Origin of the sequence: Rhodanobacter sp. K2T2 (genome assembly GCF_013408815.1) — a bacterium.
Taxonomy (GTDB): domain Bacteria; phylum Pseudomonadota; class Gammaproteobacteria; order Xanthomonadales; family Rhodanobacteraceae; genus Rhodanobacter.
The window spans coordinates 224779-247806 of the sequence record NZ_JACCCA010000003.1; the positions used below are offsets into that span (position 1 = coordinate 224779).

Annotated in this window: 12 protein-coding genes; 8 read left to right on the forward strand and 4 right to left on the reverse strand. The window is 64.1% G+C overall.

Annotated elements, in window-relative coordinates; genetic code table 11:
• Nucleotides 1–135 precede the first annotated feature (135 nt).
• From pgmB to HDE78_RS06675, 8 genes are all read left to right on the forward strand, one after another.
• Nucleotides 136–3168: a beta-phosphoglucomutase gene (pgmB, locus tag HDE78_RS06640; RefSeq protein WP_179477748.1), complete on the forward strand. Its 3033-nt coding sequence runs from the start codon at nt 136–138 to the stop codon at nt 3166–3168.
• A 69-nt stretch (nt 3169–3237) separates the two neighbouring features.
• The gene (locus tag HDE78_RS06645; protein ID WP_179477749.1) at nt 3238–5802 is read left to right on the forward strand and encodes a TonB-dependent receptor; all 2565 of its coding nucleotides are present in this window, start codon (nt 3238–3240) and stop codon (nt 5800–5802) included.
• A 147-nt stretch (nt 5803–5949) separates the two neighbouring features.
• The gene (locus HDE78_RS06650; RefSeq protein ID WP_179477917.1) at nt 5950–7203 is read left to right on the forward strand and encodes an MFS transporter; all 1254 of its coding nucleotides are present in this window, start codon (nt 5950–5952) and stop codon (nt 7201–7203) included.
• Between the two features lie 66 nt (nt 7204–7269).
• Nucleotides 7270–9537: a glycoside hydrolase family 65 protein gene (locus HDE78_RS06655; protein ID WP_179477750.1), complete on the forward strand. Its 2268-nt coding sequence runs from the start codon at nt 7270–7272 to the stop codon at nt 9535–9537.
• Nucleotides 9538–9629: 92 nt separating this feature from the next.
• Nucleotides 9630–11459 carry a putative 2OG-Fe(II) oxygenase gene (locus HDE78_RS06660; RefSeq protein ID WP_179477751.1) on the forward strand — a complete coding sequence of 610 codons (1830 nt, stop codon included), beginning with the start codon at nt 9630–9632 and terminating at the stop codon, nt 11457–11459.
• Nucleotides 11456–13726: a glycoside hydrolase family 65 protein gene (locus HDE78_RS06665; protein WP_179477752.1), complete on the forward strand. Its 2271-nt coding sequence runs from the start codon at nt 11456–11458 to the stop codon at nt 13724–13726. The genes HDE78_RS06660 and HDE78_RS06665 overlap by 4 nt, the downstream gene beginning before the upstream one ends.
• Nucleotides 13727–13768: 42 nt before the next feature.
• Nucleotides 13769–14836: an alpha/beta hydrolase fold domain-containing protein gene (locus HDE78_RS06670; RefSeq protein WP_255457678.1), complete on the forward strand. Its 1068-nt coding sequence runs from the start codon at nt 13769–13771 to the stop codon at nt 14834–14836.
• A 125-nt stretch (nt 14837–14961) separates the two neighbouring features.
• On the forward strand, nt 14962–16347 hold the full coding sequence (locus HDE78_RS06675; RefSeq protein WP_179477753.1) for a sigma-54 dependent transcriptional regulator: 1386 nt from the start codon (nt 14962–14964) through the stop codon (nt 16345–16347).
• A 46-nt stretch (nt 16348–16393) separates the two neighbouring features.
• Here the strand turns inward: HDE78_RS06675 and HDE78_RS06680 are convergent, their stop codons facing one another.
• The 4 genes from HDE78_RS06680 to HDE78_RS06695 all read right to left on the reverse strand — a co-directional run bounded on the left by HDE78_RS06680 (nt 16394) and on the right by HDE78_RS06695 (nt 22951).
• Nucleotides 16394–17956: a response regulator gene (locus HDE78_RS06680; RefSeq protein ID WP_179477754.1), complete on the reverse strand. Its 1563-nt coding sequence runs from the start codon at nt 17954–17956 to the stop codon at nt 16394–16396.
• A gap of 202 nt (nt 17957–18158) precedes the next feature.
• Nucleotides 18159–18605, reverse strand: a complete 447-nt coding sequence (locus HDE78_RS06685) for a response regulator (protein WP_179477755.1) — start codon at nt 18603–18605, stop codon at nt 18159–18161.
• Entirely contained in the window at nt 18602–20404 is a 1803-nt protein-coding gene (locus HDE78_RS06690; protein ID WP_179477756.1) for an ATP-binding protein, read from the reverse strand. Before HDE78_RS06690 ends, HDE78_RS06685 begins: the two co-directional genes overlap by 4 nt.
• Nucleotides 20405–20551: 147 nt before the next feature.
• On the reverse strand, nt 20552–22951 hold the full coding sequence (locus HDE78_RS06695; protein WP_345776038.1) for a GH92 family glycosyl hydrolase: 2400 nt from the start codon (nt 22949–22951) through the stop codon (nt 20552–20554).
• Nucleotides 22952–23028: the final 77 nt, after the last annotated feature.

Here is a 23028-nt window from a genome sequence, read left to right on the forward strand (position 1 = left end):
GCAACGCCTGAGCAAATGATAACGATATCTTGATAACGATATCATTTGCTGGCAAGCTCGCCGCCATTCGGCGAAAAGCCCTGCGTCTTCGCCATAAGTTGCGCCTCCATCGAAAGTCAGCACGAGCTTGTCTACATGCAAGTAGCAACACAGGGGAAACCATCCGAACTGGCCGATTTCAACGGATCTTCCGTCGATCCGTGGCAGCTCGTGCGCCGTGGCACAAACCCTGCGGACTTTGCGCAGGAGGAAAGCCTGTTCGCATTGGCCAACGGCGCGCTCGGCGTGCGCGGCGGAATCGAGGAGTATCCGAGCGCGAGCCAGGGCAGCTTTCTGGCCGCCGTGTGGGAGCGTTCGCCGATCGACTATCACGAGCGCTTTACCGGCTATGCCCGCACCACCGATACGCGCGTGCCCGTTGCCGACGCCACCGGCATTCGCCTGCAGCTGGGCAATGCGCCCGTGCGGCTCGGCGAGGGCGAGTGGCTGGGCTTCGAGCGCGCGCTCGATCTGCGCAGCGGCTGCTACCGGCGCGAACTGAGCTGGCGTTCGCCCACCGGCGCGACGCTGGAAATCACCGCCCAGCGCATCGTGGCACTGGACGAGCCCGGCCTGTTGGCCATGCGCTACCAGGTGAGGTCGGTCGACTACACCGGGCCGATCAGCCTGGAGTCGACCATAAACACCGCACACGGCGCCGCCCGACAGGGCGACGACCCGCGCATCGGCGCGCAGCTGCACGGCGGCCTGCAGACGATCGACGCGCAGGCCGGCGATACGCACAGCTGGGTTCGCCAGCAGACGGCGAACAGCCGCATCCGCCTGGCCTGCGGACAACAGCATCGACTGACCGACGACGGCCTGCGCTTTCAGCACGCTTCCTCGGCTGCCGACGGCGTGTCGCAGACGTTCACCGGCATGCTGCTGCCGGGCCAGAGCGTGACGCTGGAAAAATACGTCGCCTATGCCTGGTCGCTGCCGGACGATGACAAGCCGAACACCGATCTAACCGGTGAAGTCGAGCGTACGCTGTCGACCAGCGTGGCGCAGGGCTACGTTGCGCTGCTGGCCCGGCAGACCCGCACGCTGGAACAGTTCTGGCGCGACGCCGATCTGGCCGTCAGCGATGCCGAGATCGAACAGGCGCTGCGCTTCAATCTGTTCCACCTGTATCAGTCCAGCGGGCGCGACGGCCACAGCAGCACGGCAGCCAAGGGCCTCACAGGCGAAGGCTATGAGGGCCACTATTTCTGGGACGCCGAAGCCTTCATGCTGCCCGCACTGGTATCCACCGCGCCGCGCCTGGCGCGCAGCCTGCTGACTTACCGCTACGAAACGCTCGACCGCGCCCGTCTGCATGCGCGCGAACTGGATCATCCGCGCGGCGCGCTCTACGCCTGGCGCACCATCAGCGGCGACGAATGTTCATCGTACTTCCCCGGCGGTTCGGCGCAGTACCACATCAATGCCGACATCGCTTGGGCGATTCGGCTCTACCTGGACGCCAGCGGCGACGAGGCGTTTCTGCTCACGCAGGGTGCGGAGATGCTGTTCGAAACCGCGCGCATCTGGCTCGACATCGGCCATTTCAACGCGCGTCACGATGGCGCGTTCTGCATCCATGAGGTCACCGGCCCGGACGAGTATTCCGCCCTGGTCGACAACAACTACTACACCAACCGCATGGCGCAGCGGCACCTGCGCGATGCGGCAGCCGTCGCGGCGCAGCTGGCGGCATCGCATCCGACCGAGTACGCCGCGCTGGCCGGCCGCATCGAGCTGACCAGCGATGAGGCCGCGCTGTGGCAGCGCGCTGCCGACGCGATGTATCTGCCGGTGGATGCCCGACTGAACATCTTTCCACAGGACGACGGCTTTCTCGACAAGCCGCGTCTACCTACGGCGATTGCCGATGCGCCGAGCGATCAGCCGCTGCTGCTGCGCCTGCACCCGATGAGCATCTACCGCCACCAGGTATGCAAGCAGGCCGACACCGTGCTGGCGCTGATGCTGGCCGGCGACGGCATCGACACCGCGGCCAAGCGGCGCAACTTCGACTACTACGAAGGCGTCACCGTACACGACTCGACACTGTCGGCCTCCACCTTCGCGGTGATGGCGACCGAGGTGGGCCTCGGCGAGAAGGCCTACCAGTATTTTCTCGATACCTTGCGCGTCGACCTCGACGATCTGCACGGCAACGCCGCGCATGGCATCCATATGGCCGCGATGGCCGGCAGCTGGCTGGCGCTGGTCTGGGGCTTCGGCGGATTTCGGGTACGCGGCGGCGAGCCGTCGCTCGCACCGCAGCTGCCGCAGCCGTGGAGCAGCTATCGCTTCGGCCTGCGCTGGCGCGATGCACACCTGCGCGTCGAGGTGGATCGCAACGGTGTGCATTATTCGCTCACCGATGGTGACAGCCTCACTTTTCTGCACAACGGCGTTCGGCAACAGCTGAACGCCGGACGGCCGCTGCATCTTGCCTGCGCAGACGCGTCGGCGACGAGCTATACGTTTCCACGACCGCTGAAAGCCGTGATCTTCGATCTCGATGGGGTGATCGCCGATACGGCGGTGGTGCATCACGCGGCCTGGAAGCAGTTGGCCGACGAGATCGGCATCGGCTTCGACGACAGCGTAGGCGAACGCTTGAAAGGCGTCGACCGGCTCGCCTCACTCGACATCGTTCTGGAACGCGCGACGCGCCAGTACAGCCTCGATGAAAAGCTCGAACTGGCCGCGCGTAAGAACGATTACTATCGCGAGCAGGTTCAACATTTCGGACCGGAAAACCTGCTGCCTGGCGCGCGCGCAGCGATCGCCTCGGTAAAGAAAGCCGGACTGAAAACGGCGCTGGCTTCGGCAAGCAAGAACGCCCCGCTGCTGCTGGAGCGGTTGGGCATCGCCGACTTGTTCGACTACGTGGTCGATGCCAACCGGATCGCTCGTTCGAAACCCGATCCGGAAATTTTTATCGCTGCGGCAAGCGCTCTCGGTGTGATACCGAGCGAATGCCTCGGCGTGGAGGACGCTGCGGCTGGCATCGCCAGCATTCATGCCGCGGGGATGGCGGCGGTGGGAATCGGACGCGCGGACGCGCTGCCCGAGGCGGATGTGGTGTTGCCCGACGTCGCTGCGTTCGACATCGGCCGTTTTGCAGAAATCTAAAAGCAAGCTGGCGCGGCCCCTCACTGTCGAGGGGCCGCGATCAAAACCAAAGTGATGGGGAGAGATGAAATGACAAGCACCAAGCGCAACCGGCCCATGGCCATGCTCGTACTGTCGGCGACCATTTCCGGCATTCTGATGTCAGCGGCCGCCAGCGCGCAGACCAGCGCGCCGGCGCAGAACGCCACCGCCACGCCACCGCCGGCGGCGGCAAAGAAAAATGCCGCCGGCACCGATGCGAAGACGACCAAGAACCTCGATCAGGTCGTGGTCACCGGCTCGGCTACCGGGGTCAAGAAAATCGACGCCAGCTACACGATCACCACGGCCAATGCCGAACAGATCCGGCAGGCCAATCCGAAGAGTACCGCCGATCTGCTGAAGATCTCGCCGGGACTCTGGCCCGAATCCACCGGCGGCCAGACCGGCGCCAATATCGAAATCGCCGGCTTTCCGGGCGGCGGCGATGCGCCGTTCAACACGGTGCAGCTGATGGGCTCACCGCTGTACGGCATGCCGTCGCTGTCGTTCTTCGAACAGACATCGATCTTCCGCCTCGATGACACCATCGAGCGTGTCGAAATCGTGCAGGGTGGCCCATCCGTCGTGTTCGCCGACGGCCAGATCGGCGCAACGGAAAACTTCATTCTCAAGCAGGGCACCGAAGTACCGTCGGGCAGCATCGGCGTGACCTACGGCTCGGAAGACCTCAAGCGCGTCGACGGCTTCTACGGCTTCAAGATCGCCGACAACTGGTACGGCAGCGTGGGCGGTTTCTATCGCGACTCCTCCGGCGTGCGCGATCCGCAGTTCGCCGCCGACAAGGGCGGCCAGCTCACCGGCACACTGACCCACGATTCGGACAACGGCTCGTTCACCCTGTACGCGCGCACACTGGACGACAAGAACCAGTTCATCACGCCGATCCCGCTGCTGCAGAGCGGCAGCGATCATTTCAGCGCCTACCCCGGCTTCGATCCGCTAACCGACACCTACAACAGCAAGTACCTGCAGCATGTGTTCCTCGCCGCGTATCCCAACGGCGGCTCGAACGCGAACCTCGCCAACGGTCGCGGTGCCAAGATGAATTTCTTCGGCGCGAACTTCGACTACGACCTCGGCAACGGCATCACGCTGAGCGACAAGTTTCTGTTCGACGAAGGCGACGTCAACACCAACGCGCTGTTCTCCGGCTCGAACCCGGCATCGCTCAACGACGAGCTCTACAACGTGCCCGCCAGCCAGAACGGCCTGCTGCTGCCGGCCGGCTCAACCTATACGGCGACCTACGCCGGCCCCGGTGGTGGAGGTCCGGTAAGCGCGAATCAAAGCGTGATCCAGCAGGGCTGGTGGTACATCCACAAGCATTTGCGCAACATGAACAACGATTTCCGCCTCAGCAAGGAAATCTTCGACGGCAATACCCTCACTGCCGGCGTCTACCTGGCGCATTACACCGACGACGACGCCTGGGCGCTGGGCAACCAGATGCTGATGACCAATACGCCGAACGCGCGGCCGATCGCGGTGAGCTATCAGCTCAACGGTAAGACCTATTACGTGACCGATCCGCAGGGCTTCAGCAACCTCAACGGCAACTACGACATCACCGAGCAGGGCGTCTCGAACAACAAGGCGTTCTACCTGTCCGACTCCTGGCATCTGGACCGCTGGCTGTTCGACGCGTCGGCGCGTCTGGAGAACCAAGAATCCACGCTCAACGTCTGCAACATGACCAACGAGGATCTGGATAACAATCCCTACACCCTCTACAACAACGCCGTTCCCGTCTGCAATGGCACTTATGCGCATACGGCGTACAACAAAACGCATACCTCATGGACGGTCGGTGCGAACTACGAGCTGGCCGACAACATGAGCCTGTACGTGCGAGCCAACAAGGGCGTGCATTTCGGCGACTTCGACAATGCGCTGCGCGGCAACACCACCGGCAATACCGCGCCGCTGCAGAAAATCCAGAACTTCGAAGGCGGCTTCAAGTATCAGTCGCCCTTGTTCTACGCCGACATCAGTGTCTATCACAAGCAGTTCAACGGCCTGACCTATCAGCCGACGACCGCCTCGGGTACGCCGATCGGTCCACAGGCGCTGTACGGCTCCGACTCGAAGGGTGTGAACTTTATCGGCTCGGTCACACCGGTCGAGAACCTGAAGCTGTCGCTCGTAGCCAACTATCTCGATGGGCATTACACGCACAACAATTCCTGCCTTTCGTTCACGAACACGGTAACGGGCGAGACCGGTTGCGCCTTTATCGACGGCGTGCAGCTGCAGCGTCAGCCGAAGGTGCACTATGCCTTTACGCCGAGCTACCGCATTCCGTTCGGCTGGGGCGACATCACCACCTTCGTCACCTACACGCATGTCGGCGCACACACGCAGGACGTTTCCGGCCTGCAGCAGCTGGGCAGCTACAACACGCTGGACTTCGGTATCGTCGCCAACGTCGAGCAGAACTGGCAGCTGCGCCTGCAGGGGACCAACATCACCAACGAGCTGGGCCTGACCGAGAGCAACTCGCGCATCTTCGGCACCGGCGTTTCCGGCGGTGTGATTCTCGCCCGTCCGCTGGAAGGTCGCGAGGTCAACTTCCAGGCGAAATACAGTTTCTGATCGATGCGCCCGGCGTTGACAAGGCTGCAATAACAGAGCTGAGTTAGTGCGAAAAGCGTGGTCCGACTCTCGCCCCAAGACGGGTCGGACCACGCCATTACTACGCTGCCGAAAACGAACCAAGAGAATGCCGTGAACCGATACCGCATGATCGCCGCGCTGGTACTGATCTACATGATCTTCGCGATCCTGCTCAACAGCGTAGGCACGGTGATCCTGCAGTCGATCGCTACGTTCGGCATCGACAAGCCCGAAGCCAGCGCGCTGGAGCGCTACAAAGATTTGTCGATCGCGCTCACCTCGTTTCTGGTCGCCTCGTTCATTCCGCTGGCCGGCTACAAGCGGTCGATGATGCTGGCATTGGCCATCGTCGGCGGCGCCTGCCTGCTGATGCCGATCTACCCTACTTTCCTGACTACGCGGTTGCTGTTTGCCTGCGTGGGCATTTCGTTTGCGCTGGCCAAGGTCGGCGTGTATTCATCGATCGGCCTGCTCACCGCCGACAAGACCGCGCATTCGCGACTGACCAATTTCGTCGAAGGCATGTTCATGGTCGGCGTGCTCGCCGGCAACTGGATCTTCAGCGGCTTTGTCGATCGCGCGCATCCGGGCAACCCGGTATGGTTCAACGTCTACTGGGTGCTGGCGACGCTGTGCGCTCTGGTGATCGTATTGCTGGCCAGCAGCCGCTTGGACGAGAGCGCAGCGCACTCGCACGGGCACAACAATTCGTTCGGCGACTCGCTGATGGAAATGTTCCGGCTGTTCGTACGGCCGCTGGTGTACGTGTTTCTGGCATCCGCCTTTCTCTACGTGTTGATCGAGCAGAGCTTCGGCACCTGGCTGCCGACGTTCAACAACGAAATACTGAAACTGCCCAATGCCATGAGCATCCAGTTCGCCAGCATCCTGGCCGGCATGACCGCGCTTGGGCGCATCGCCGCCGGCATCGTGCTGAAGCGCGTGCGCTGGTACACCCTGCTCAACGTCTGCGTGATCGGCATGGGCGTGCTCGTGATCATCGTGCTGCCACTGGCCAGTGGCGTGGTGGCGCGAGCGGACGTGGGCTGGTTCAACGCACCGACCGCGGCCTATCTGATTCCCCTGCTCGGTCTACTGATGGCGCCGATCTATCCGGTGATCAATTCGGTGGCGCTGAGCTCCCTGCCCAAGCCCATGCACGCGGCCATGACCGGGCTGATCGTGGTTTTCTCGGCGCTCGGCGGCACCTTGGGCTCGTACATCACGGCGCGGGTATTCGCCAGCTTCGACGGCATCCACGCCTTTTATTTTTCGCTGGTGCCGATGGTCTTGGTACTGGTCACGCTGTTCTTTTTCAAACGCGAGACCGACCGCGCCGGCGGCGCCGCACCGACCGCATTGAACCTGGCCGGCAAATAAGCGTGCGATTGCCTGCACGCATCCACACCGGGCCAGTCACGCCGGCCCCATCCATACGGAAATAACATGACGCTAGCTCATCGACTGTTATCCCCTCTCTTCGTGGCGCTGGCTCTGGCCGCACCGGCAGCGCACGCCGCGACGGACCCAAGCTTCGTCATGAGCGCCACGTCGAAGAATTTCGACAACTACTTTCCCAGCTATCTGGCCAACGGCTATTTCTCGACCATGACCTCGGTGCGTGGCACCGAAGGCAATCTTGCGTACATGGTCGCGTTCATGGATTACGCCAAGGACGATATCGCTCGCCCGGCGGCCATCCCCGGCTGGAGCGGCATCGACTACAGCACGGGCAAATCGACCGCCGGCGAGTTCTGGCTCAACCGCACCTTGCTCAGCGAGAAAGCCTTCGGCGACTACCAGCAGACGCTGGACATGCACGACGGCACCTTGACCACGCGCTACCGCTATACCGACGACGGCGGCAAATCCACGCGCATCGCCGTCACCACCTTCGTCAGCCAGGCGGATACGCATCTGGCGGCGACGCGCATCAGCGTCACGCCGGAATTCGACGGCACCGTGCAGCTGTCGTTTCCGTTGAATATCTGGGCACCGCACCAGCCGCGCTTCCCGATCGGCAAGATGACCGGCGACGAGATGCTGGCCGCGGTCGCCGCCAACAATATGTCGGTGACCGAGCCGGTCAACTATCGCACCGCCGACCGCGCACCGGTCTGGTACCACGGCGACACCGGCGTCTCGAACGAGAACGGCAGCACGACGGATCTCACCCTGCAGCTCGACGGCAAGGCCGAGCAGGGTTTGCGCATGGCCGAGGCGGCTGCGATCGAATTGCCCAAGGGCATCGAGCCTAGCGCCATCACTCTCGACAAAAGCACCTATCAGCTGGCGCTGAATCTGAAGGTGCCTGTAAAGAAGGGCCAGACCTATACCTTCACCAAATACGTGGCAATGTCCCGCGAAACCTGGGGTGGCGATGCAGAAGCCACCGCCACGTTAGCGAAAAAAGCGCGCGGCACCGGCTTCGACAAGCTGCTCGCCGACCATCAGGCCGCCTGGCATACGCTGTGGCAGTCGGACATCGCGATCGATGGCGACGCGAAGGTGCAGCAGGCCGTGCATTCGGATCTCTATTATCTCTTGTCCAACTCCACCACCGGCACGGCATGGCCGATGGGCGCGTGCGCGCTGACCCCGAACTACGCCGGACATGCGTTCTGGGATTCCGATTCATGGGTATTCCCCGCGCTGCTGCTGCTGCACCCGGAGCGGGCCAAGCCGATCGTGATGTTCCGCCATCGCACCATGCAGCCGGCGCGTGAGCGCGCTGCGCAGTACGGCGTCAAGGGCACGATGTATCCGTGGGAGGCCGATCCGGAAACCGGCATCGACTACACGCCGCACTTTGCTTATGGTGTGTTCCGCGAGGTGCACGTCAACGCCGACATCGCCATCGCGCAATGGCAGTACTACCTGGCCAGCGGCGATAGCGCCTGGCTGAAGGCGAACGGCTGGCCGGTGATCAAGGAGATCGCCGATTTCTGGGTCAGCCGCGTCAGTTACGACAAGACCGACGACCGCTACGAAATTCTGCACGTCACGTCGCCCGACGAGGCCTACGACGACGTGCCGAACGACTCGTTCACTAACGCCGCCGCGCGCAAGGCGCTGGACATCGCGACCGCCGCCGCGCTCAAGGTCGGTGCCACGCCCGATCCGCAGTGGGCCGCTATCGCCAGGAAGATGTATATCCCGTTCGATGCCAAGGCGCAGCGTCATCTCGACTTCGATGCCTCGGTGCCGCACGACAAGATCACCTGGATGGGCTCGTCGCTGGCGTGGCTGATGTATCCCAATCTCGATCTGCCGATGTCGCCGGAAATCCGTCGGAACGACTTCGCCTTCCAGCTGGAAGAGCTGAAAGTGCACGGCAACGACCCCAACGAAATGATGATGGTGATGCTGGCCACTGCCGCCGCCGAAGTGGGCGATGGCAAGACGGCCGGCGAGTGGTTGCAGCGCAACCTGGTCGGCTTTCTGAAAGCGCCCTACAACGTACGCAGCGAAACCGCCTCGAACAACGCCGGCTATATTCTCGCCACCTCGGCAGGCTTTGTGCAGAGTCTGGTGTACGGACTGAGCGGCCTGCGCATCGACGATAGCGGCCTCAGCGAAGCCTATGCCCCTGCGCTCCCACCGACCTGGCGATCGATGACGCTGAAGCACATCAGCTTTCGCGGCAAGCTGTACGACATCACGGTCGATCGCGATGCGGCAGGCAAGGCCCGGCTGACGCGCAAGTCGCTATGACGGCGATGGATATCTTCACCATCGCTCACGCTGGCCGTTCGCGTTTCGCCGGTGCGACGGGTTCGCATGGGTATCCAAACAACGGCATTTGAATGGATACCTTGCCGCACGCCTTGCTCGAATCCATGCGCCGCGTCGGCGCCCTGTTGCAATCGGGCGACCTGCGCGACGCGCACGATCGACTCGCCGAGCTGGTCGCGCAGCATCCCGAGGCGGTCGAGCCGCTGCGTCTGCTGGCCGGGACCAAGCAGGCCCTGGGCGACATCGACGCCGCCGAAGCCCTGCTGCGCCAGGCGCTGGCCAAGGATACGCACTGGGCGCCGACGCTGGCGACGCTGGGCGAACTGCTGCTCAGTCGCGGCCGCGGCGATGAGGCCGAACCGCTGCTGCGCCGTGCAGCACAGCGTTTGCCGCACGCCGCGCTGGCACTGGCGCGCTATTACAACGACGCGCAGCGCGCGAGTGAAGCCCTCGCCATAGTCGCACCGCTTTGCGCGGTGGAAAACGCCGAGGTCGAACTGGTCACGCAGCACGTGACGGCACTGGCGGCGCTGGGTCGCCACGAGGAAGCGATCGCGATCTACCGTCGACGCGCCGAACGATCTCCCGCCGACCCTGCCGCTGCGCACGCGCTGGCCATCGCGCTCGATGCCGCGAACCGGCATGCGGAGGCCGAGCGAGTAGCCCAATCGGCAATAGCGAGCGGACACCGGACCGCCGCCGCCTATTTCACGCACGCGCGCAGCCTGATCGGTCTGGGCAAGTTCGATCGCGCCGAGGCGGCGCTGCACGATTGCCTGCGACAGAACCCGCGTCTCGTCGATGCGCAAAACCATCTGGCCCGGCTGGTGTGGATGCGCACTGGCGACATCGGCCAGACCACCGCGATGCTCGATCGGGCGCTGCAGACGTTTGCCGACGACGACACGCTGCGCGCCACGAAAGCGGCGATTCTGCAGGGCGCCGGCGACGCGCGTGGCGCGTACGCCTGCCTGGCCGAGCAGGCCGGCAAACCGCAGGCGACGCCCGCGCTCTTGGTGCGTGCAGGCCTGGCAGCATTGGAATTCGACCCGGCGGCATCGCTGGCGCTCGCCGAGCGAGCGCTGCGCACGTCGCCAGCCAACGAGCCCGCAAAAAATCTTCGCGTAGCGTCGCTGCTCGGCGTGGGTGAGGCAGGCGAAGCGCTGGCGCAGACCGAAGAGCTTTTGTCGCGCACGCCGGACGACCAGTATCTCATCGCGCTGCAAACGACGGCGTGGCGCCTGCTCGACGATCCCCGCTACGACGAGCTGTGCGACTACGCGCAGCTGGTCGTTCCCCAGCCATTGCAGGCGCCTGCACCGTGGGCTGACATGGCCAGTTTTCTGACCGATGTCAAACGCAGCCTCGAACGGCTGCATCCGGCGAACGGACATCCGCTGCTGTTTCAGTCGCTGCGCCACGGCACCGAAACGACCGACGATCTGGCGCGCAGCAGCGACCCGACGATCCAGGCGCTGTTCGCAGCCTTCGACGCACCGATACGTCAATACCTCGCACATATCGGCCAGGGCCACGACCCGATGCGCCGCCGCAACCGCGGCAGCTACCGATTCAACGGCGGCTGGTCGGTGCGGCTGCGCACGTCGGGCTTTCACAACAATCACGTGCATCCGCGTGGATGGATCTCGTCCGCCTGCTATATCGACATGCCCGACGGCATCGCCAAGGCATCCACGCCGGAAGGCTGCCTGGCGTTCGGTGCACCGGGCATCGCGACGACTCCGGCGTTAGCCGCCGAACACGTACTGCGACCCGAGGTCGGCATGCTGGTGCTGTTCCCTTCCTACCTGTGGCACGGCACCGTACCGTTCACAGGCGATCGCACGCGTCTGACGGTGGCCTTCGACGTGTTGCCCGATGCGGCAGGAAACAGCGCATGAATTCGTCACGGCCATGGCTCCGGCCGATCGTGCTGGCGCTGCTTCTCTCAGCGGTCGCGCCCTCGTTCGCCGCAACGGACCCCAGCTTTCTGCTGACCGCCAGCTCGAACGATTTCGCTACCTACTTTCCCGGCCAGCTGGCCAACGGCTATTTCTCGACCATGACCGCGCCGCGCGGCACCGAAGGCAACCTCGCCTACATGGTCGCCTTGATGGATTACACCAGGGACGACTTTTCGCGGCCCGCCGCCATACCCGGCTGGACCGAGATCGACTACAGCACGGGCACCTCCAGCGCCGGCCACTTCTGGATGAATCAGGTCGCGCTGGCGCCGTCGGTATTCCAGAACTACCGGCAGGTGCTGAACCTGCACGACGCCACGCTGAGCACGCGCTATCGCTATATCGATCACAGCCGTGCCACCGACGTCGCCGTGACGACCTTCGTCAGCCAGGCGTCGCCGCACCTGGCGGCCACGCAGCTGTCGATCACGCCGGATTTCGACGGCATCGTCGAACTGTCCTTCGCACTCAATACCTGGGCGCCGTATCAACCGCGCATGCCGCTGGGAAAGCTGACCGGCGAGCAGATGCAGGAGGCGGTCGCCGCGCACAATATGAAGCTGGAGCCGATCGCGCCGGCCACCTCCGATCGCGCCGCATTCTGGTATCACGGTGATACCCACGTACTGACCAGCCACGGCGACGCGAAGGATCTGACGCTATCGCTCGATGGCCGCGCCGAACGAGGTCTGCGCATGGCCGAGGCCGCGGCGATCAGCCTGCCGGATCAGCTGAAGCCGATCGACGGCAAGTTCTACCGGAGCGACTATCGGCTCGCGTTGAACCTGCGCATCCCGGTGCGCAAGGGCCAGACCTATACCTTTACCAAATATGTGGCCGCCTCGCGCGAGAACTGGGGCGGCGACGCGCGCGACGACCTCGCTCTGGCGCGCACAGCCCGCACGCAGGGATTCGACGCGCTGCTGAGCGCGCATCAGGCGGCGTGGCACGCGCTCTGGCAAACGGACGTCCAGATCGACGGCGATTCGAAGGCACAGCAGATCGTGCATTCGGATCTGTACTACCTGCTGTCGAACTCCACCGCCGATACCGCGTGGCCGATCGGTGCCTGCGCGATGACGCCCGGTTACGCCGGTCATGCGTTCTGGGACAGCGATTCGTGGGTGTTCCCCGCGCTGTTGCTGCTGCATCCGTCGCGCGCCAAGTCGCTGGTGATGTTCCGCGACCGCACACTGCCCGCTGCGCAGCAGCGCGCGCGCGAACGCGGGCTGCCGGGTGCGATGTACCCATGGGAAGCCGATCCCGAGAACGGCACCGAACAGACGCCGTATTTCGCGCGCGTGCTGGGCGAGCGCGAGATCCACGTCAATGCCGATATCGCCATCGCGCAGTGGCAGTACTACCTGGCCAGCGGTGACAAGATTTGGCTCAAACAGCATGGCTGGCCGGTGATCCGCGAGATCGCGAAATTCTGGACCGGCCGCGCAACCTTCAATGCCAAGAAACAGCGCTACGAAATCCTGCACGTCACCTCGGTCGACGAGGACTACAACGACGTGCCGAACGACACCTTCACCAACGCCTCGGCCGCGAAAGCGCTGAACATCGCCACCGCGGCGGCGGCGATCGTCGGCGAGACACCCGACCCGCGCTGGTCGGATATCGCCGCACGCATGCTGATTCCGTTCTCCGAAAAAGACGGCCATCACCTCGACCTCGACGAAAGCGTGCCGCACGACATGGATTCGTGGGGCGGCAGCTCACTGCCGATGCTGTCGTATCCCTCACTCGACTTTCCGATGACGCAGGCCCTGCGCCAACGCGATTACGACTTTGCGCTGAGTCCGATCACCGGCTCGCATCGCGACCCCAACAGCATGGGTCTGGCGCCCACCTCGATCGCCGCCGCCACACTGGGCGATGCAGTCGGGGCGAGCGAGTGGTTTCGGCGAAACATCACGGCCGACGTGATCAAGCCGCCATTCAACGTGCGCACCGAAACCGCGACCAACAACACCGGCTATTTCCTGACCGCCAGCGCAGGGCTGCTGCAGAACATGGTGTATGGCTTCACCGGCCTGCGCATCGAAGAAGCGGGCGTGGTCGAAGCGTATCCGCCGGTGCTGCCAGCCTCATGGAAATCGCTGACGCTGAAGCACGTTCGCTTTCGCGGCATCGCCTACGACATCACCATCGATCGCGATGCCGCCGGCAAGACGCGGCTGACCCGCGCCGCCCACTGACAAGACGATTTCGCATTCCACCCGACGTCGAGGAAATGCATCATGCCAATGACCCGCCTGCGCACTTTGTCCATCGCTATTCTGGCCTTTCTGTCCGGTGCTCCGGTTCTCGCCGACACGCCACCGGCCATCGACAAGAGCGGTACGGCGACAGGATCTGCGTTCTCCATTCCCTATTCGAGCTACGCCTCGCCCGAGGCGGCGGCGATGTTTCAGAAGGTATTGGCAGACGGCAGGAAAACGCCATCGCTGGCGCTCGGCATCGAGCCGAGTCGCACATTTTACGACCGGATCAACAGCGATCGCGCCAGGCGCATGCAGACGATCTATCCGGTGACGACGCATGCGGAAACCATCGGCGGGGTGCCGACCGATGTCGTGCTGCCCGCCAACGGCGTATCCGCGGCGCAAAAAAAGCGCGTACTGATCAATCTGCACGGCGGCGGCTTTCTGTGGGGGGCGCATAGCGGCGGACTGGTCGAGTCGATTCCGCTAGCAAGCCTTGGCCGCATCAAGGTCGTCACCGTCGACTATCGCGAAGGCCCGGAGCACGTCTTTCCCGCCGCCAGCGAAGACGTCGCCGCGGTCTACCGCGCCCTGCTGAAGCAGTATCCGGCGAAGAACATCGGCATCTACGGCTGTTCCGCCGGCGGCGTGCTGACCGCCGAGGCGGTGGCCTGGATCATCTCGAAAAAGCTGCCGGTACCTGGCGCGATCGGCACGTTCTGCGGGTCGGTGGCCGAGTTCAGCGGCGACTCCAGCTATGTGGCGCCGATCCTCAACGGTCAGGCCATACCGAGCGCACCGCTCAAGCTTGCCAGCCTGCCCTACTTCGCCCATGCCAAAGCGGACGATCCGCTGGTCTTTCCGGCCAACTCGCCGGCGCTATTGGCGAAATTCCCGCCAACCCTGCTGATCACCGGCACCCGCGACTTCGCCATGAGCACCGAAATGCAGAGCCAGCGTCTGCTCAGTGCAGCGGGCGTCGACGCCGAGCTGCACGTGTGGGACGGCATGTGGCACTCGTTCTTCTCCGATCCGCAGATGCCCGAGTCGAAGGAGGCCTATGCCGTGATGGTGAGCTTCTTCGATCGCCATCTGGGCCGCTAGATGGTTGGCCAGAGCCTTTGCCGATGGCGACATGCGTCACGGAAACCGCACGCCTGGGTTGCGATCTTTGCCCCGCTCGGCCTGGACGGGTATTCTCTGACCAACCTATCGCAACACGGCGCACCATGAGCTTACAGACCGTTCTGGTCATTGATGACGAGCGCGACATCCGCGAACTGTTGACCATCACGCTGGGCCGGATGGATTTGCAAGTCGATGCTGTAGGCACAGTGGCGGAGGCGCGTCGCGCCCTTTCCGAAAAAACCTATGACCTGTGCTTCACCGACATGCGCCTGCCTGACGGTGACGGACAGGAAATCATCGAACTGATCTCCAGCACGGCGCCGGATACGCCGGTGGCGATGATCACTGCCTACGGCAACGTGGACGCCGCGGTGAACGCGCTGAAGGCCGGTGCGTTCGATTTCGTTTCCAAGCCGGTCGATATCCAGATGCTGCGTGGCCTCGTGCGCACCGCGCTCAAGCTTGCCGAAGAAAAGCGCAACGGCGTCGGCGCGGCCAAACCCGGCGACTCCAGCGAACGCCTGATCGGCGACTCGCCGGCGATGCAGCAGGTGCGCGCCACCATCGGCAAATTGGCGCGCAATCAGGCGCCGGTCTATATCGCCGGCGAATCCGGCGTGGGCAAGGAGCTGGTCGCGCGGTTGATCCACGAGCAGGGGCCGCGCGCCAGCGGTCCGTTCGTGCCGGTCAACTGCGGCGCGATTCCATCCGAGCTGATGGAAAGCGAATTCTTCGGCCATCGCAAGGGCAGCTTTACCGGCGCCAGCAGCGACAAAGAAGGCCTGTTCCAGGCCGCGCAGGGCGGCACGCTGTTTCTCGATGAAGTGGCCGAACTGCCGCTACACATGCAAGTGAAGCTGCTGCGCGCGATCCAGGAGAAAGCCGTGCGCCCGATCGGCGGCCGCGACGAGATTCCGGTCGACGCACGCATTCTTTCGGCCACGCACAAGAACCTCAGCCAGTTGGTCGAGCAGGGTCAGTTTCGCCAGGATCTGTTCTATCGCATCAACGTGATCGAACTGCGCGTACCGCCGTTGCGCGAGCGCCGCGGCGACGTACCGCTGCTGTCGGCCTTTATTCTCAAAGCGCTCGCCGGCAAGAGCGGCGAACCCGTCGGTCAGCTGCTGCCGGCGGCCAGGCAGGCGCTGGAGGCCTACGAGTTCCCCGGCAACGTGCGCGAGCTGGAAAACATTCTCGAGCGCGCGATGGCGATGTGCGACGGCAACAGCATCGACGCCGACGACCTGATGCTGCCGCAGCGCGCGCCGCGCTCCTCCTTTCAGGAAAGCATGCCGACGATGGGCGGCCATGCGCCGCCGCCAGCCGCCGATAACGGTGGGCTGGACGACTACATCAGCAACCTCGAGCGCACCGCCATCATCAAGGCGCTGGAAGAGTCGCGCTACAACAAGACCGCCGCGGCCAGAAAACTCGGCATCACCTTTCGCGCGCTGCGTTACAAGCTGAAAAAGCTCGGCATCGACTGATACGGTTCCAGCACCCGTCGTTGCGGGAACCGTATCAGATCAGTGGCTACTGTTCGCCGCTTGCCGCCAGCAGGGCCTTGCGCAAGGTCTTCAGCAGCAGCGGCGTGGTGATCGGCTTGTTCATCACATACAGGTGATCGAACGGCGGCAGCTCGTGCAGATCCGGCGGTGCCTCGGGGCGACCGAGCAGGATGACGGCACCGTTGTACCCATGTTCGGTCAATGCCGCCAAGGTGCGCACGCCGGTGTACAGGTTCATGTCGGCATCGAGCACGACCAGATCGGGCAGGCCGCAGGCTTCGATCCACTGCAAAGCCGCGGTACCGCTCTGGCTGGCATGCGCTTCGTAACCGTAGGAGTCGAGCGTGTCGACCATCAGGGAGAGCTGCCCGGCCTCTTCCACCACCACCAGTACACGCTCGCCGGAACCTTCCAGGCTGTCCTTGCTGCCACTGTGTTCGCTGTCGGCCGCCAGCTCCTCCAGCGGGATATACAGATCGAACCGCGTGCCTTTGCCTGGCTCGCTGTTCACGCGCATCACGCCACCGTGGGTGCTGATGATGCGCTTGCACGACAGCAGGCCAAGGCCGGTACCGGTTTCCTTGGTCGTGAAAAACGGTTCGAACAGTCGCTCCAGCACATCCTGGCTCATGCCCGCGCCGCTATCGATCACGCTCATGCGCAGGTAGCGGCCCTGACGCGGGTGCTCTTCGGGCAGAAAGAAATCCAGCGGCAGATGGATCTGCGCCGTTTCGATGCGCAGGTTGCCACCGTCGGGCATGGCCTGAATCGCGTTGAGGCAGAGATTGAGCAGGCACTGCTGCAGCTCGGTGTGGTTGCCTTCGAAGGACAGCTCGGGGTCTTCGATCGCCAGCTCCATCGCCACCGAACGCGGAATGCTGCCCTGCAGGAGCAGGTCGAGCGCGTTGAGCAGCGCACCCAGACGCACCTCTTCCGCCCGCCGCGCACCGCGTGCGAACGACAGCATCGACTGCACCATGTCCAGCCCGCGCTTGCCGCAATCGCGCACCAGCTTGCCCAGCCGGGCCAGTCGCGGATCGTCCTGGTAATCCTGCAGGCTGTCGCCGGCCAGCAGCAGCGGCTGCAGCAGGTTGCGCAGGTCGTGGCTTAGGCCGCCAGCCAGCATGGCCAGGCTCTCGAAGCGCTGCGCGCGGATCAGCTCGGCTTCGGCACGGCGGCTGGCGCGGCGCGCGTCGGCCTCGGCCAGCGCGCGGCGCACGGCGCTGGCCAGTCGCGCCGGATTCTGCTTGAGAATGTAATCGGTGGCGCCGTTGCGCAGCGCCTCGATGGCCGCCTCTTCGCCGAGCGTGGCGGAGACGAAGATAAACGGCAGGTCCTCGTCGCGTTGGCGCAGCAACTCCAGCGCGTGCTGGCCTGAAAAGCCCGGCATGCTCAGATCGGAGAGCACGATGTCCGGCTTGAACTCCTCCAGAGCCGCCAGGAAGCGCGGCGCGTCGTCGACCAGACGCACCTCGTAGGCGATGCCGTCTTCATCGAGCTGCGCCAGTACGAGCTCGGCATCGAGTGCACTGTCCTCGACCTGCAGCACGCGAATGCTTGGCGGTAATTGAGTCTGCCGGTGTGGCATGGATGGGTTCCAGGGAAACGAATTCAGCGTGACCGGAAACTGTGCGGCCGGGCGGCATGAAAACCGGCGCGACAATGTTCTGGGCCTTTCGGAAAAATCTCTGCCAGCGACCTGCTCTCCTCGATGCGGTTTTCCAAGCCTTTCGTTTGCACATCTTGCCGGGTTTGCAGCGGGGCTTTCACGCCCCGGTTATCGCTGACTATCACTCTTTTTCCGGGGGCTGATTCAATACCGCCCAGAACTGGCCGAGGGTGCGCACCGCGTCGAAAAACTGGTCGACGTCGACCGGCTTGATCACATAGGCATTGGCGCCGAGATCCCAACTGCGGGCCAGGTCGCTCTCTTCGCGCGAGGACGAGAGAATCACCACCGGGATGCGCCGCATGCGCTCGTCGGCGCGCATCTGGGTGAGCACGTCCAGCCCGTTCATGCGCGGCATCTTGATGTCCAGCAGCACGACGGCCGGGTCGCCGTCCTGGCGTCCGGCGAACGCGCCGCGGCAATGCAGGTAGTCGAGGCACTCCACGCCGTCCTCCACGTGCACCACCGGGTTGGCCAGATGCGCGCCATTGAGCGCATCGAGCGCCATCTCGGCGTCGGCGGGGCTGTCTTCAACCAGCAGGATGGTACGCAGGTCACGCTTATTCATACGCGAGTCTCATTCGTTGAAGCCGAAGCCCCAGCCAGATCGGTGGCCGGTAGCGAAAAATGGAAGTTGGCGCCCTTGCCCAGCTCGGCATCAGCCCAGACCCGGCCACCGTGACGGCTGATGATGCGCCGCACATTGGCCAAACCGATGCCGTTGCCGGCGAATTCGGACGCGCGATGCAGACGCTGGAACACGCCGAACAGCTTGTCCGCATATTGCATATCGAAGCCCGCGCCATTGTCGGCCACGGTAAATTCGTAATCCCCGTTGGCGCCTTGCTGCACCGTCACCTTGATGGTGGCGATGTCGCGCTGCGCAGTGTACTTCACCGCGTTGCCGAGCAGATTCTGCCAGACCGTGCGCAGCATGTTCTCATCGCCGATCACCATCGGCAATGGCTCCAGATCCCACACGATGCGCCGATCCTGCGCGCCGGACTCGACAATCGCGCGCGACTCCTCAACCACGGTCTGCATATCCACCGCCTGCAGCCGTAGCGCACCGCGCCCCAGCCGCGAAAAAACCAGCAGGTCGTCGATCAGCAGCGCCATGCGCTGCGCCGAGCTGGAGATGACCTCGATATAGTGCGCGGCCTTCTCGTCGACGTGCTCGCCCAAGTGATGCTCAAGCTTGCGCGCAAAGCCGGAAATATGCCGTAGCGGCGCGCGCAGATCGTGCGACACGGAGTAGCTGAAGGCCTCCAGCTCGCGGTTGACGTCGGAGATCTGGCTGACCTTGCCCTCGAGCTGGCGGTTGAGCTCGCTGACCTTCTGCTCGACCATCGCGCGCGCCGTGATGTCGCTGACCGTCAGCAGCAGCGTGGGCGCATCGCTTTCCTGCTGCTGCAGCCGGCGCGCATTGACCACGACGTGCCGGTCCTCACCGTCGATCGTGCGCTGGGTCATGTCGTAATCCCACAGCTCGCGGTCGCGCAGCAGCACGTCGCGCAGCCGCTGCTGCAGCACGCTGTCGTTCCAGGCGCCGTGACCGATCTCGGCCAGCGGCTGCGCCTGCTCGTCGGCGTCCATCTGATACAGCTCGCTGAAAGCGGTGTTGACCAACAGCGCATTCAGCTTGTCGTCGAACAGCGCGATGGGTTCGCGCACGGCATGCAGGATCTGCTGAGAACGCTTCACCGCACTGCTCTCGCGCGTCTCGGCGACAAGCCGCCGACCGACCTGACGCTCCGACGCCACCACGATGATGGCCAGCAGCAGCAGCTGCGCCAGCGCGGTTACCGCGAGCACCAGCTTGCCCGTGCTCGCCTCATGGCTGGCCGCCGCCTGCCGCGAGGCGAGCAGGGCGTCCTCGTTTTTCACGATGGACACGACCGTCGAGTTGATCTTGAACAGATCGCCGGCGTCGCGCAGCGATTGCCGCCCTCCCGCGATATCGGCGTGCTCGATCCGTGTGGTCGCCTGATTCATCAGGGTAATGCGGCCGTTGACGCTGCTGTCTAGCGTGCCGATCAGGATCTGCTGATCGGGATTGTCCCGGGTCATGTCGCGCAGCTGCGCCAGTAGGCCTTTCACATCGCTACCGGCGCGATCCACGCGCATCTGCGTGACGTTGCTACCGTCGCCGGCCAGCATGCGATAAGCCGCCGCTTCGCTGTCGCGAACCAGGTAGGCGATCTCGTAAGTCACTGCCTTGACGGCGTTCGAGTGGGCCACCCAAGCCGTGGTCTGCTCGGTCTGGCGCAGATTGTTCAGCGTGACGAGGTACGGCAGCCCGACGATGATGAAGATGGCCACCAGCAGGCCGGCAATACGCCAGCTCACCATGTCTCTGGCTTTCATTTCTGTCGCCATCGTCGGTCTTTTCGCGTCGGTCTTGAAGGTCGGGCTGCCGGGTTCAACAGCCGCGGCATTCTTGCATGTTTCACGGAATGCTGAACGTCACGGCAGGCTGGATGCCTGCGGGGGCGTCCGCCTGACGTGGCGGGATCAGCGGCCGTAGGCGCTGGTGGACGACGGTCGTACCGAGCGCGCCGTTCCCCAGGTCGTGTTCGGCTGCGCCTGCATGCTGAAATGCAGCTCGCCGCCGGCCAGCAGCTCGGCGTGATGCAGGTACACGCGATTGAGCGGCTTGCCGTTGAGGGTCACCGCGCCAACGTAGGGGTGCGCGTCATCCAGCGGATCGGCGCTCACCGTAAAGGTATGCCCGTTGCCAAGATGGATGGCCGCCCGCGCCACGAACGGGCGCCCGATCGCATACTCGTCGCTGGCCGGCGTCACCGGGTAAAAGCCCAGCGCGGTGAAGATGTACCAGGCCGACATCTGACCCAGGTCGTCGTTGCCGGCCAGGCCGTCGGGCCGCGGCGCGTACTGGGTATCCATGATCTGCTTGAGCCGTTGCTGGGTTTTCCAGGGCTGGCCGGCGTAGTCGTAGAGATAGGCGATGTGATGGCTGGGCTCGTTGCCGTGCGCGTACCAGCCGATCAGCCCGGTGATGTCCTCCACGTCCTTGAACTGCGCCGGATCGACCTTGGCGTCGAATACCTGGTCGAGTTTGGCGGTGAACTTGGCGTCGCCGCCGAAGGCATGGATCAACCCGGCCACATCCTGCGGCACGTACCAGGAGTACTGCCAGGCATTGGCTTCGGTGTAGTCGCTGCCGTAGCCGGCGAAGTTGGGATCGAACGGCTCGCGGAACTGGCCGTTGCTCAAGCGCGCACGCATAAAGCTGGTTTTCGGGTCCCACACGTGGCGCCAGTTGCCGGCGCGCTGCTCGAACGTCGCCGCGATGTCGGTCTTGCCCATCGCCTTGGCCATCTGCGCCAGCGACCAGTCGTCGTAGGCATATTCCTGGGTCTTGGACGCACCCTCGGCTTCCTTGTCGATGGGCACGTAGCCGAGCTTCATGTAGTCGCCCAGATCGCCGTACGGCGCATAGGTCGCACTCGTGACCATGGCGCGCATCGCCGCCTCGGCGTCGAAGCCGCGCACGCCCTTGATGTAGGCATCGGCGATGATCGGTAGCGCGTGATAGCCGGTCATGCACCAGGTTTCCAGCCCCTGATACGCCCACACGGGCAGGATGCCGAACGGACTGGCCTCACGTGCGGCGATCAGCGAACGGATGAACAGCGTGCTGAGGTCCGGCCGCAGCAGCACCATCAGCGGTTCCTCGGCGCGGTAAACATCCCACATCGACCAGGTCGAATAGAAGTTGAAGTCGCCATTGGCATCGTGCGCGCGATGCACGGCGTGGTCGGGTCCGCGGAACTCGCCGTTGACGTCCGTGCTCAGCGTGGGCGCCAGCATCGCGTGATAGAGCGCGGTGTAGAAGCTCGTCGTTTCGGCCTTGGAGCCTTCCACGTCGATCGCCGCCAGCGCCTTGTTCCAGGCCGCCGTGGCCTCGGCCCGGCGGGCGTCGAAATCCCAGCCCTGGCCGTCCTGGTCCAGCGAGGCCACCGCGTTGACCTCGCTGACCGTCGAAATCGCCACTTTCACTTCCAGTGGCTGCTTGAGCTGACCGAAATCGAACGAGGCGACCAACGCGCGGCCGTTCTGCGCGTCCTTGTCCTGCGGCTGGTTGCCGGGTCCGGCGAAGCCCTTGTAGACGGTGTCGGTCTCGCGGTTGTACAGCTCGCGCGAGGTCATCGGCTGCGAAAAACGCATGGCGAAACACAGCTCGCGTCCGGGCGCCCAGCCGCGCGTGGTGCGGCAGCCGGTGACGGTGCCGTCGGCCTGCACGCGCAGGTGCGCCCACAGCACCTTGCCGGGGTAGTCGTAAATGCTCGGGCGCAGGTCGAGCAATACATGCGCCAGCTTGCCCTGCGGGAAGGTGTAGCGATGCCAGCCGATCCGCTGGCCGGCGGTCAGCTCGGCGCGCACGCCGTAATCGGCCAGAGTCACCGCGTAGTAACCCGCTTGCTCGATCTCGGTGTCGTGCGAAAAGCGCGAGCGGTACCCGCTGCCCGGCTTGGTCGCATCGCCCGGATCCAGCTTCACATCGCCGGCGATCGGCATCACCAGCACATCGCCCAAATCCGAGTGTCCCGAACCGGAAAAGTGCGTGTGCGAAAAACCCATGATGGTCGGATCGTTGAACTGGTAACCGGCCGCCCATTTATAGGCGTGCTTGAAGTCCGGCATCGCCGTATCCGGGCTCAGCTGGATCATGCCGAACGGCACCGTGGCGCCCGGAAAGGTGTGGCCGTCGCCGCCGGTACCGATGCGCGGATCGACCTCGGCGGCATGCCCGCCCTGCGGGTTCTGGGCTTGGGCCGGAAGCACGGCTGCCGCCGAAACGAGCGCGCAACAGATCAACCGGGATAACGCACGACGCGAACAGAGCACCATTTCAACCTCGAACAGGGGAGTCGGAACATCAACAGGCATCGCACGCTAGCATCCTGCACCCGGCAGGCGCATGCTGCGTCGCGGCGTGTTTAACTGCGCCGATAAGTTACATTTGG